This is a genomic window from Nocardia tenerifensis NBRC 101015 (assembly GCF_000308715.1).
In the GTDB taxonomy this organism is placed as follows: domain Bacteria; phylum Actinomycetota; class Actinomycetes; order Mycobacteriales; family Mycobacteriaceae; genus Nocardia; species Nocardia tenerifensis.
Window position 1 is genome coordinate 26,374 of the sequence record NZ_BAGH01000289.1, and the last position, 12,510, is coordinate 38,883.

10 protein-coding genes are annotated in these 12,510 nt (G+C 69.4%); 2 read left to right on the top strand and 8 right to left on the bottom strand.

All coding sequences use genetic code 11. The features are described from left to right. Positions 1 to 238: 238 nt before the first annotated feature. The 6 genes from ffh to ftsY form a co-directional block, all read right to left on the bottom strand. The gene (gene ffh / locus ON39_RS22730) at positions 239 to 1,804 is read right to left on the bottom strand and encodes a signal recognition particle protein (protein ID WP_040737425.1); all 1,566 of its coding nucleotides are present in this window, start codon (positions 1,802 to 1,804) and stop codon (positions 239 to 241) included. Between the two features lie 180 nt (positions 1,805 to 1,984). Further along, entirely contained in the window at positions 1,985 to 2,299 is a 315-nt protein-coding gene (locus ON39_RS22735; protein WP_246002932.1) for a hypothetical protein, read from the bottom strand. Positions 2,300 to 2,417: 118 nt separating this feature from the next. Next, positions 2,418 to 4,904: a [protein-PII] uridylyltransferase gene (locus tag ON39_RS22740; protein WP_040737428.1), complete on the bottom strand. Its 2,487-nt coding sequence runs from the start codon at positions 4,902 to 4,904 to the stop codon at positions 2,418 to 2,420. 75 nt (positions 4,905 to 4,979) lie between these two features. After that, positions 4,980 to 5,318: a P-II family nitrogen regulator gene (locus ON39_RS22745; RefSeq protein ID WP_040737447.1), complete on the bottom strand. Its 339-nt coding sequence runs from the start codon at positions 5,316 to 5,318 to the stop codon at positions 4,980 to 4,982. Positions 5,319 to 5,323: 5 nt separating this feature from the next. Continuing rightward, positions 5,324 to 6,703, bottom strand: a complete 1,380-nt coding sequence (locus ON39_RS22750) for an ammonium transporter (protein ID WP_040737429.1) — start codon at positions 6,701 to 6,703, stop codon at positions 5,324 to 5,326. Positions 6,704 to 7,001: 298 nt separating this feature from the next. Then, positions 7,002 to 8,825, bottom strand: coding sequence for a signal recognition particle-docking protein FtsY (ftsY, locus tag ON39_RS22755; protein WP_040737449.1), 1,824 nt, complete (start codon positions 8,823 to 8,825; stop codon positions 7,002 to 7,004). A gap of 155 nt (positions 8,826 to 8,980) precedes the next feature. Here ftsY and ON39_RS22760 point away from each other — a divergent pair, with 155 nt between their 5' ends. Beyond that, positions 8,981 to 9,370, top strand: a complete 390-nt coding sequence (locus ON39_RS22760) for a DUF2237 family protein (RefSeq protein ID WP_040737431.1) — start codon at positions 8,981 to 8,983, stop codon at positions 9,368 to 9,370. A 183-nt stretch (positions 9,371 to 9,553) separates the two neighbouring features. Here the strand turns inward: ON39_RS22760 and ON39_RS22765 are convergent, their stop codons facing one another. After that, complete coding sequence (locus ON39_RS22765) at positions 9,554 to 10,324, bottom strand: TetR/AcrR family transcriptional regulator (RefSeq protein ID WP_040737433.1); 771 nt, start codon at positions 10,322 to 10,324, stop codon at positions 9,554 to 9,556. A 105-nt stretch (positions 10,325 to 10,429) separates the two neighbouring features. On the opposite strand from ON39_RS22765, the gene ON39_RS22770 reads away from it, so the two are divergent. Further along, positions 10,430 to 11,347: an NmrA family NAD(P)-binding protein gene (locus tag ON39_RS22770; protein WP_083894635.1), complete on the top strand. Its 918-nt coding sequence runs from the start codon at positions 10,430 to 10,432 to the stop codon at positions 11,345 to 11,347. Between the two features lie 71 nt (positions 11,348 to 11,418). Here the strand turns inward: ON39_RS22770 and ON39_RS22775 are convergent. Next, positions 11,419 to 12,510, bottom strand: a 1,092-nt coding sequence (locus tag ON39_RS22775) for an AAA family ATPase (protein ID WP_040737434.1), incomplete at its 5' end; no start/stop codon positions are given.

Below are 12,510 nucleotides of genomic sequence, written 5' to 3' on the forward strand. Positions count from 1 at the left end.
CGCACAAACCATCGCGCCGCGGCAACCCACGCCGCGCGCAAACCACCACGCTGCGGGAACCCACGCGGCGCGCACATCGCGCCGCAGCATCATGCCGCGAGCCTCAGCCCCGAGGACGTACGGTGCGCCGCCATGACACGCTGGAGGAGCGCGAGGCCGAGACGGTCGCGATGAGCAACAACTGCCGCGCACGTACCCGACAGCGAGTCCGTGCGTGCGGCAACGACTTTCGCGCGGGCTACTTCTTGGGGAACTTCAGTTTCGACAGGTCGAAGTTCTCGAGCCCGGGAGGCAACTGGTCCAGGCCCGCGGGCATGTTGGAGATGTCCGGCATGCCCGCGGGCATTCCCGGCATTCCGGCGGGCAGGCCGGGCATGCCGCCGCGCAGCTTCGGCGGGGTCGGGCCGCGGCCGCCTTTCTTGCCCTTCTTGCCCTTTTTGTTGTTGCCGCGGCGGGCGCCGGGCATGCCCATCTGACGGCCCATCATCGCCATCATCTTCTTGGCCTCGAAGAAGCGGTCGACGAGCTGGTTGACCTCGGAGACCTGGACGCCGGAGCCGTTGGCGATGCGCAGCCTGCGCGAAGCGTTGATGATCTTGGGGTTCTCGCGTTCCGCCGGGGTCATGCCGCGGATGATGGCCTGCACGCGGTCGAGCGATTTGTCGTCGACGGCGGCCAGGGCCTCCTTCATCTGCCCTGCGCCGGGGAGCATGCCGAGCAGGTTGCCGATCGGACCCATCTTGCGAATGGCGAGCATCTGATCGAGGAAGTCCTCGAGCGTCATCTCGCCGCTGCCGATCTTGCGGGCGGCTTCCTCGGCCTGCTGCTGGTCGTAGACCTGCTCGGCCTGCTCGATCAGGCTGAGCACGTCGCCCATGCCGAGGATGCGGCTGGCCATCCGGTCCGGGTGGAAGACGTCGAAGTCCTCGAGCTTCTCACCGGTGGAGGCGAACATGATCGGCGCGCCGGTCACCTCGCGCACCGACAGCGCCGCGCCGCCGCGGGCGTCGCCGTCGAGCTTGGTGAGCACGACGCCGGTGAATCCGACGCCGTCGCGGAATGCCTCCGCGGTGCTCACCGCGTCCTGACCGATCATCGCGTCGAGCACGAACAGCGTCTCGTCCGGCTGCACCGCGTCGCGGATGCCGGCGGCCTGACGCATCAGTTCCTCGTCGATGCCGAGACGACCGGCGGTGTCGACGATGACCACGTCGTACTGCTTGGTGCGGGCCTCGTCCACGCCCGCGCGGGCGACCTCGACCGGGTCGGCGGCCGTGACGCCGAGCGCGTTGTCGCCGCCGCCGATGGAGGTGCCGGGGTGCGGGGCGAACACGGGCACGCCCGCGCGCTCGCCGACCACCTGCAGCTGCGTGACGGCGCCGGGGCGCTGCAGGTCGCAGGCCACCAGCAACGGCTGATGTCCCTGTCCCTTCAGCCATTTCGCCAGCTTGCCCGCGAGGGTCGTCTTACCGGCGCCTTGCAGACCGGCGAGCATGACCACGGTCGGCGGGTTCTTGGCCAGGGTGAGCCTGCGGGTCTCGCCGCCGAGAATGCCGATGAGCTCCTCGTTGACGATCTTCACGACCTGCTGCGCCGGGTTCAGCGCGGCGGAGACCTCGGCGCCCTTGGCGCGCTCCTTGATCCGGGCGATGAAACCGCGCACCACGGGCAGCGCGACGTCGGCCTCGAGCAGGGCTAGCCGGATCTCGCGACAGGTGGCGTCGATGTCGGCCGGTGACAGACGCCCCTTACCACGCAGATCCTTGAGGGCACCGGTAAGCCGGTCGGACAGGGATTCGAACACCGATCGCGCTCCTGATCTCGGGGGACGTCAATTGCCTCCCAGGGTAATGGGATCGCCGACCTGTCCGCGCACGGGGCGGCCTCGCGCATTCGCGGCAAACGCGCGCGGCTATCGGCCCACGAGAAAACGACCGGGCGTGCCAAGTCCCGGTCGAGAATTGTTCACCTCGGGCAAGAGGCCCTATTCGAGCGAACGGCGGCGCGGTTTGGCCGTCTTGCGATAGTCGTGATTCTCCTCGGCCACCATGTACACCGCCTCGCGGGCGGTGAGGCCGAGCTCGAGGGCCAGGTCGTCGAGGATGGCCCACTCCGTGGTGGTGGGGATGCGCGTGCTCGCGACCGTCGAGGCGATGGTCATCGCGGTGACGGCCTGTTGCCCGGACAGCGTGCGGCCCGGTAGCCAGGAGACGACCCACCGATCCTCGCCGACGCACCGCGCCATGTGCGTGGTCTCGTCGCTCGTCATCATCGACGCCGAAACAACTTCGATTGCCAACGACGTGCTCCCATCCTGCTAGCGATAGCCAGACGCTCTGATACTAGAACGTGAGGACGCCTCGAGATATGGGTTGTAGCAAATCATGTGCAACGGATTGGTTACTCGGTAGCGAAGCTCAGGAGCCGATGACCTCCGGACCCGGCATGCCCGCCTCCGGCTTCTTCGGCGCCGGTCGCGGAACGACCGCGAGAATCGCCTTCTCGATCTCGGTTCTGCGGTCCGGGTTGTCCGCGGAGCCGAGGTCTAGGCAGAAGGTGTCCACGACGGCGGCCCCCATGGTCACCACCTTCGCCCAGCGGACGTCGGCGCCGCAGTTCTCCAGCGCGGCGGCGAGGCGGCTCAGCACGCCGATCCGATCCTCGGCCCGCAGTTCGAGCAGCACCTGCCCCGGCGTCGAGGCGGCGGACCAGAGCATCCGGGGCTGGGCCTGCGCGTACTGACTCGGGCCGATGCCGCCCGCCTCGCGTTCGCGCTTGGTGAGCACCGCGTCCACGTCGAGGTCGCCGGCGATGGCGCGGATCAGCTCCTGGCGCAACAGCCCGGCATCCGGCGGGTCACCGAACTTCGGCGAGACGACGAAAGTGTCGATGGCAGAGTCGCCTTCGTTGCGGAGCGAGGCGGAGAGCACCCGCAGCGAGTGCAGCGCGAGCACCCCGGCGGCGTCGGAGAGCAGGCCCTTCGCGTCCGGCGCGATGACGGTGACCGTGTAGGTGTACTTGCCCTCCCCCGGGTTCAGCTCGACGTGCACGCCGCCCGCCGCGGCCTTGGCGAGGAGGTCCGGCGAGATCGGTTCCGGCGTCGGCAATACACCGCCGGCCATCACCAGGCGGCAGCGCCGGACTAAGTCGCCGATCAACGAGGCTTTCCAGTCGCCCCACACGCCGGGCCCGGTGGCGAGCGAGTCCGCCTCGGCGAGGGTGTGCAGGAGCTCGAGCAGTCCGGGGTCGCCGTCGAGCGCGTCGACCACGAGCTGGACGGTCGCGGGGTCGGCCAGATCGCGGCGGGTGGCGGTGTCCGGCAGCAGGAGATGGTGGCGGACGACGGCGCTGAGGGTGCGCACATCCGAGGGCCAGAGGCCGAGGCGGCGGCCGATGTGGGTGGCCAGTTCGGCGCCGACGACGCTGTGGTCGCCGGCCCGGCCCTTGCCGATGTCGTGCAGCAGCGCGCCGAGGGCGAGCAGGTCGGGCCTGGCCACGCGGGTGCTCATGGCGCTGGCGTAGGACACCGTCTCCATCAGGTGGCGATCGACGGTCCAGGTGTGCAGCGCGTCGCGCGGCGGCAGGTCGCGCACGGCGCCCCACTCCGGAAGTAGCCTGCCCCACAAGCCCGTTCGGTCCAGCGCCTCGATCGCGTCGATCGCGCCCCGGCCCGCGCCGAGCAGAACGAGCAGGTCGTTCAAGGCGTCCTTGGGCCAGGGCTCGCGTAGTTCGGGGGCGTCCTCGGAGAGGCGGTTCAGCGTGGTGGCGGACATGGGCAGCCCGGTCCGCGCGGACGCGGCGGCGACCCGGAGGATGAGGCCGGGGTCGCGCTGTGGTCGCGCGTCCCTGGCCAGCACCACCTCACCCCCGTGCTCGACCACCCCCTCATCGAGTGGTCGGCGCACGGGCATGCGACGCAGTCTGGCCAACCCGCGACGCGGCAAAGCGTTTGCGGCGGTGCGCAATCCGACGTCCACGGAGTAGCTCACGGTGCGCGCGGAGTCGCTGAGCGTGCGGGCCAGATCGAACCGATCGCCGATGCGCAGGGCCGCGCCGATCTCGTCGGCGTCCTGGGCGCGCAGCTGGTCACGCGCTCGACCGGCCACTCGATGCAGCTCCGTGCGGACATCCAGCAAACGGCGATGCGCCTGTTTCAGGCCGCCGCCGGGCACGTCGGGGCCGAGCCCCGGCATGGCGTCGGTCAATTGGGCGATGGCCAGCGCGTCGAGCAGTTGGATGTCGCGCAGGCCACCGCGGCCGTTCTTGAGATCGGGCTCGGCGCGGTGGGCGATCTCGCCGCTGCGCTGCCATCGGGCCTCGGCCTGCGCGATCAGCTCGTCGAAGCGGGAGCGGATGCCCGTGCGCCACTCCCGGCGGACCCCGCCGATCAGCAGATTGCTCAGGTCCTGGTCGCCGACTATGTGCCGGGCCTCCAGCATGCCGAGCGCGGCGATGAGATCGTCGGAGGCCACCCGAAGCGCCTGCGGAACGGTGCGCACGCTGTGGTCGAGTTTGATGTGGGCGTCCCACAGCGGATACCAGAGCTGGTCGGCCACCTCGGCGACCCTGGCGGGGTCGACGTCGTCGTGCAGCAGCACGAGGTCGAGATCGGAGTAGGGCAGCATCTCCCTGCGGCCCAGCCCGCCGACGGCGACCACAGCGAGGCCGCTGTCGCGGGTGATGCCGAGTTCGGTGCCCTTGCTGGTGAGCCACAGCTCGTAGAGGTCGACCAGGGCTTGCCGCAGGGACTCGGCGTCGAGGCGGGGATTGCGCGGCATACCGCCGTCGAGCAGCTGGGTTCGCGCCCGGACCAGGTCCGTCGCCCCATGGGATACCTTGCCGCCGTTGCCTTCTCGGTCATCGCCGTGCTCGTGCTGACTGCCCACAACCCACCACCCGTCCATGCGCCGCGGCCCCGCCCCGACCGGTACTCCGGCGGAGGCGGGGCCGCGCTCGATCGATAACGTTCTCGGATTTCGCTACAGCGCGTCGGTACCGCGTTCGCCGGTCCGCACCCGGATGATCGTGTCGACCGGCGTCACCCAGACCTTGCCGTCACCGATCTTGCCGGTGCGCGAGGCCTCGACGATCACCTCGACGACCTTGTCCACGGACGCGTCGTCCACGACCACCTCGACCCGGACCTTGGGCACGAAGTCCACGGAGTACTCGGCGCCGCGGTAGACCTCGGTGTGCCCCTTCTGGCGGCCGTAACCCTGGACCTCGCTGACTGTCATGCCGAGCACGCCCGCCTGCTCCAGACCGGTCTTCACGTCCTCGAGGGTGAACGGTTTGACGATTGCGGTGATCAGTTTCATGTTCGTCATGCCTCCTTGACGGCCAAACGTGCCGTGTTGCCCACAGCGGCGAAATCGTAGGCGGTTTCCGCGTGCTCGGACTCGTCCAAGCCCACCGACTCGGCTTCGTCGCTAGCGCGCAGCCCAATGGTGAACTTCACGATATAGGCAATGATCAGGCTGGCGATGAAGGAGAAGGCCAGCACCGCACCCGCCCCGACGGCCTGACGCCACAGCTGATCGATGCCGCCGCCGTAGAACAGGCCGGTCTTGCCCGCGCCCGCCTCCGGCGCCGCGACCAGTCCGACCATCAGGGTGCCGACGATGCCGCCGACCAGGTGCACGCCGACCACGTCGAGCGAGTCGTCGAAGCCGAACTTGTACTTCAGCCCCACCGCGAGGGCGCAGAGCGCGCCGGCCACCGCACCGATGGCGAGCGCGCCGAGCACGTTCACCGAGGAGCAGGACGGGGTGATGGCGACCAGACCGGCCACGATGCCCGAGGCCGCGCCGAGCGAGGTCGGCTTGCCGTCGCGGAACTTCTCCACCAGCAGCCAGGCCAGCAGGCCGGCCGCGGTCGCGACGGCGGTGGTGACGAAGGTCGAGCCGGCCAGGCCGCCCGAGGTGAGCGCCGAGCCCGCGTTGAACCCGAACCAGCCGAACCACAGCAGGCCGGCGCCGAGCATGACGAACGGCAGGTTGTGCGGGCGGAACGGGGTGGCGGGCCAGCCTTTGCGCCTGCCGAGCACCAGCACCAGCGCCAGCGCGGCCGCGCCCGCGTTGATGTGCACGGCGGTGCCGCCGGCGAAGTCGACCGCGAGCAGCTTGTTGGCGATCCAGCCGCCCTCGTGGATGACGGTGCCGTCGGCGTCCTTGGCGTCGAAGTCGAAGACCCAGTGCGCGACCGGGAAGTAGACGACGGTGACCCAGATGCCGGCGAACAGCAGCCAGGAACCGAACTTCAGGCGGTCGGCGACCGCGCCCGAGATGAGGGCGACCGTGATGATGGCGAACATCAGCTGGAAGGCGACGAACACCGACATCGGAATCGTGCCGAGGAGCGGGATATTGGTGGCCGCCGTGGTGACCACGCCGCTGGCGTCCTTGACCTCGGCGACCGAGTTGCCGCCGATCAGTCCCTTCAATCCGAAGAACTGCGCGGGGTCGCCGATGATGCCGAACTTGTTGTCGCCGAACGCCGTCGAGAATCCGTACAGCGACCACAGCACGCCGACGAGTCCCATGGCGCTGATGCTCATCATGATCATGTTCAGCACATTCTTCGAGCGGACCATGCCGCCGTAGAAGAACGCTAGACCGGGCGTCATCAACAACACGAGCGCTGAGCTGGCCAGCATCCAGGCGGTGTCACCGGTATCCGGTGCACCGGTAAGGGGAAATGCCACCTTGAAGTCCTCCTCATCTCGGGCCCTGCCGACTCCGGCAAATGGACCTGCAGAGAAGGGTGCTCACTCGGTGTTTCATCCGCAGAGCTGTCGTGTTTCACCTGCGTGAACGGATAGGCCAGTTGTGTTGCCGCCACGTTTCACGCTTTACGCCAACGCTTTTCCGGCCGCCGAACAGCTAGCTCCCGACAAAAGGGATATACGGCTATTCCCCGGTGGGCCGAGCAAACATTCCGTTCGCGACGCCTTTCACCGAAAACACCACGGATCGCGCGCGGAAATGTGCGGGCTCGCAGGGTCAGCCGAGTAGGGCGTCCACGAAGGCGGCGGGTTCGAAGGGGGCCAGGTCGTCGGCGCCCTCGCCGAGGCCGACGAGTTTCACCGGGACGCCCAGTTCGTGCTGGACCTGGAAGACGATGCCGCCCTTGGCTGTCCCGTCGAGTTTGGTGAGGACCACGCCGGTGATGTCGACCACCTCGGCGAAGACGCGGGCCTGCATGAGGCCGTTCTGGCCGACGGTGGCGTCGAGGACCAGCAGGACCTCGTCGACGGCGGCCTTCTTCTCCACGACGCGCTTGACCTTGCCGAGCTCGTCCATGAGGCCGGTCTTGGTGTGCAGGCGGCCGGCGGTGTCGATGAGGACCGCGTCGACGCCGCGGTCGATGCCGGCGGAGACGGCGTCGAAGGCGACGGCGGCGGGGTCGGCGGACTCCTTGCCGCGGACCGTCTCGGCGCCGACGCGCTCGCCCCAGGTCTGCAACTGGTCGGCGGCGGCGGCGCGGAAGGTGTCGGCGGCGCCGAGCAGCACGCGGCGGCCGTCGGCGACGAGCACGCGGGCGAGTTTGCCGGTGGTCGTGGTCTTTCCGGTGCCGTTGACGCCGACGACGAGCAGGATCGACGGGTGGTCGGCGTGCGGCAGCGCGCGGATCGAGCGGTCCATCTCCGGGCGCAGCGCCTCGATCAGCACGTCCCGCAGGACCGCGCGGGCCGCGTCGGTGGTGCGGACGCTGCGCGCGGCCATCTCCTCGCGCAGCCGCGCCACCACGGCCGCGGTACTCGCGGTGCCGAGGTCGGCGAGCACCAGGGTGTCCTCGACCTCCTCCCACGAGTCGTCGTCCAGATCGCCGCCGCCGAGCAGGCCGAGCAGGCTCTTGCCGACGGCATTCTGGGAGCGGGACAGGCGACCGCGCAGTCGGACGAGTCGGCCCGAGGTCGGGTCGATCTCCTCGAGCGGGATGGGGGCTTCGGCACCGGCGGCGGTGTCGGGGGTGGTGGGGGCTGCGGCTCCGGTCGGCGTTTGAGCCGGTGCGCCGGTGGAAGTAGTCGCCGAATCCGACGGCGGTGTGGTCGTGGAGCCGGTTGAAGTGCCCGCCGAATCCGATGGCGCGGTCGCCGAACCGGTCGCGGTGCCCGAGGAATCCGACGGCGTCACAGGCGCACCGGTTGAAGTGGTCGCCGAATCAGTCGGCGTCGTAGCCGACGCGGCCGGAGTGCCCGCCACGCCAGGCGAGGTCGTCGCCGAACCGGTCGAGGTGCCCGCAGCATCGGACGGCGTCACAGGCGCACCAGTCGAGGTGGACGCCGAGCCGGACTGTGTCGCAGGCGCACCGGTCGAAGTGGTCGCCGAATCGGACGGCTTGGTCGCCGAACCGGCTGCGGTCCCCGACGTAGTCGCCGACCCGGACGCCGTGGTCCCCGAATCAGTCGGCTCGACGGCCGCAGCCGTGCCCGTGGTCCCCGCGTCCACCACATCGGCGGCAGTCGCCCCCGAGTCCGTAACGTCCCCCGGCCGATCGATGACATCGGACTCCGGCAACGCCACATTCGTGATGCCCCGCTTCGGCGCGTCCCGCGGAATCGCCGCGTCGTCCCCGACGTGCGGCTGCCCATCCGTATCGGTCCGCTCGACCGGCACCGGCTCGGGTTTCGTCGCGGTGCCACCCTGGCTGAAGCTGAATCCGCCCGAGGCCGCGTAACCGCCCGACTTGTCGGTCAGCTCTTTGTCGGCGGGCGGCGGCGTCAGCGATACCCGGGAGCGCTTGTATCGGACGAATCCGACGACAAGCACCACGAGCAGCAGGGCGGCGGCCACGGCGATCAGGATCCAGGCTTCGGCACTCACGCGCCCCATCCTTGCAGAACGAGGTGACCCGCTTTACCACGCCGCCCGTGGTGTCGACGTCCGGCCGGATGGGACTTCGACACCGGGCCTAGACACAACCCCCGAGATTTCTTGTCCTGCGGAACTTCTCGCGCGGTGGCAATAGGATCGGCGACGTGACCGATCGAAACGTGCTTGGGGGGCCGCTGGAAGAGTGCGGCACCGATCCTCTCACCGGCTTCTACCGGGACGGCTGCTGCAGCACCGGGCCGGAGGATCTCGGTAGCCATACTGTGTGCACCGTCGTCACGGCCGAATTCCTGGAGCACCAGGCGTCCATCGGCAACGATCTGAGTACGCCGCGCCCGGAGAACAACTTCCCCGGCCTACAACCAGGAGACCGGTGGTGTGTGGTGGCCGTGCGCTGGCTGCACGCGCATGAGGACGGTGTCGCCGCACCCGTGGTGCTGGCCGCAACCCATGAAAACGCCCTGGAAGTGATCTCGATGGACATCCTGCGCAAGTACGCCGTCGACGTGCCTAACGACGTCAGCGACCTGCTGTAGCACCGACCTTGCCGATGGCAGCAGAGAACGGATTCTCCGCTGCCCCCACCCTTTTCTGACCGTCGATGCCGCATGTCGCCTTTGCGACATCGAAGTCTCATCACACCCCAAAAGATCAAAATCACGGAACACCAGCGACGACTCAGCCGTCCCCAGTTCACGACTGGGGAGGGGATTCGATGATCATCGCCGAGCCGCGGCACGCCGACGATGCGCCTTCTGGCGGCACGCCGCCGAGCAGTAGCGAGGTCTGCGACCGGTCCCGGTGTGTCGAACCGCCGAGTCGCAGACGGGACAGTGCTGCTCGCCGGTTTCGTTACGCTCAGCCTTTTCGTTACGCGAGTCGATCTCGGCGACGAGATTCGTTACGCCCGGCCTGGCCCGCATAGCGTCGAGGACCATCGCCGCCGTGCGATCGATCCCATCGGTCGACTTCTGAAGTCGTTGGATCGCAACGCAACCGGTGAAGATCGCCAGCACGTCCGCCACCTCGATATCGGCTCGTACCGCACCCTGCCGCTGCGCGGCCAGCAGCAACGCGCCCAGAGCCTTCTGAAAACGCGCGCCCGCGCCCATCAGCAAGGCACGCGGCCAGCCGTCGTCCGACTGCACCAGTTCGCAGAGCGCGTCGTTGCCCGGCGTCGCGGCCACCACCTCGGTGCAGAAGTCGAAGAAGGCCGCGCCCGGGTCCGGCGCGGCGAGGTGATCGGCGGCCAGTTTCGCCATCCGGTCGACGCGCTGCTGCATCACCGCTTCCAGCAGATCGAATTTCGTCGGAAAGTGCCGGTAGACGGTGCCCGCGCCGACCCCGGCCCGGCGGGCCACCTCGGCGAGCGACACCGAGGACCCGTGTTCGGCGAAGGCGCGCTGGGCGGCGGCCAGCACCAACGCGCGGTTGCGCCTGGCGTCGGCCCGGGCGGCCTGGCTCGGTGTCGCGTCGCCGGATGCAGTCATTTCGTTACGGCCTCTCGTTGCCTGACCTCGCCAAGCGGGTCGCCGCGCCCGTATGGTCCGAAATACGGGTCGTCCGACCCGATTCTATCGACAGAGAAGGCAAGCATGTCCCCTCAGCACAACCTCGTCCTGGTCACCGGAGCCACCGGCAATCAGGGCGGCGCGACCGCCCGCAAGCTGCTCGCAGACGGCCGAGCGGTGCGCGCCCTGGTCCGCGACCCCCATGCCCCCGCCGCCCAGGCGCTGGCCGCCGCGGGCGCGGAACTCGCCGTCGGCGACTTCGACGCGCCGGAGACCCTGCCCGCCGCACTCACCGGTGTCACAGCGCTTTTCGCGGTGCCCCCCGCCGCGCACGGCCCACAGGGCTGGGACGTCGAACTCGAAGTGCGACGCGGCACGGCCTTGGTCGACGCGGCCCGCCGCGCCGGTGTCGAGCAGATCGTCTTCACCGGCATCGCCTCGTTCCACGGCGACACCAGGTGGGGCGCCGACGGCAAGGGCCGCATCGAGGACGCCGTCGCGGCCTCCGGCGCCCGCTACACGCTGCTGCGTCCGGTCCGTTTCATGGAGAACTACCTCATGCGCGGCACGCCGGTCGACGGCATCGTCGACGGCGTTCATCGGCACCTGTTCCCCGCCGACCAGCCGATGAAGATCATCGCCGTGGCGGATATCGCCGACATCGCCGCCATGGCCTTCGCCGACCCGGACCGTTTCCACGGCAAGACCCTCGAACTCGCCGGCGACGCACCGACTCCTACGGCCGCGGCCAAGGCGATCTCCGCGGCCACCGGCCATCAGGTCAGGTACCAAGAACTCGGTGAGTCCGTCGCCGTCGAACTCGGCGAATCGATCGCCAACGCCTGGCGACTGATGCGCGACAACGGCGGATGGCGCGCCGAGATCGCCGCCACCCGCGAAATCCACCCGGGATTGCGCACATTCGACGCGTGGCTCGCCGAAACCGGTGCCGCCCAGATCAAATCCCTGCTCGACAGCGACCGGGCACCCGCGAACCGCTGACACAGCCGCACACCTTCCGATCCGCCGCAAAGACTCTCGCCGGCGATTCGGCGGCGGATCAGAGGTGTGCGTCAGCTGGCCGCGCCCACCGGCGCGAGGTTCTCCCCGCGCAGGCGCTGGGAGATGACCTGGGTGATGCCGTCGCCGCGCATGCTGACGCCGTAGAGCGCGTCGGCGATCTCCATGGTCGGCTTCTGGTGGGTGATGACGATCAGCTGACTCTTCTCCCGCAGCTGCTCGAACAGGCCGATCAGGCGGCGCAGGTTGGTGTCGTCCAGCGCGGCCTCGACCTCGTCCATCACGTAGAACGGGGACGGGCGGGCACGGAAGATCGACACCAGCAACGCCACCGCGGTGAGCGACTTCTCGCCGCCGGACAGCAGCGAGAGCCGCTTGACCTTCTTGCCCGGCGGCCGCGCCTCCACCTCGATGCCGGTGGTGAGCATGTCGGACGGGTCGGTGAGCAGCAGCCTGCCCTCGCCGCCGGGGAAGAGTTTGGCGAACACGCCGACGAACTCGCGCTCGACGTCCTCCCACGCCTCGGTGAACACCTGCAGAATGCGGGCGTCGACCTCGGCGACCACCTCCAGCAGGTCCTTGCGCGCGTTCTTGACGTCCTCGAGTTGGGTGGCCAGGAAGTTGTAGCGCTCCTCGAGCGCGGCGAACTCCTCCAGCGCAAGGGGATTCACCTTGCCGAGGGTGGCGAGGTCCTTCTCGGCGCGTTTGGCGCGGCGTTCCTGGGTCGGGCGGTCGTAGGGCATGGGCGCGGGCGCGGTGACCTGCTCGCCGCGCTCCTTGGCCTGCTCGTACTCCTGCCACTCCAGGTCCGTGGGCGGCAGCGGCACGTCGGGGCCGTACTCGGCGATCAGGTCGGTGAGGGCGATGCCGAACTGCTCGGAGATGGTCGTCTCCAGCTGCTCGATGCGCAGCGCCGCTTGGGCTTTGGCCACCTCGTCGCGGTGCACCGCGTCGGTGAGCTGGGCCAGCTGGGTGGACAGTGCGCGCACCCGCTCCCTGACCTGCTCGACCTGAGCGGCGGCCTCGCCACGGCGGCGAACCAGGTCGTCGCGCCGGCTGCCCGCCTCGGCGACGACCTTCTCCAGTTCCGCGGCGACCCGCGCGCCGGACTCGGCCACCGCGGCGGCGACCTCGGCCGCCTTCTT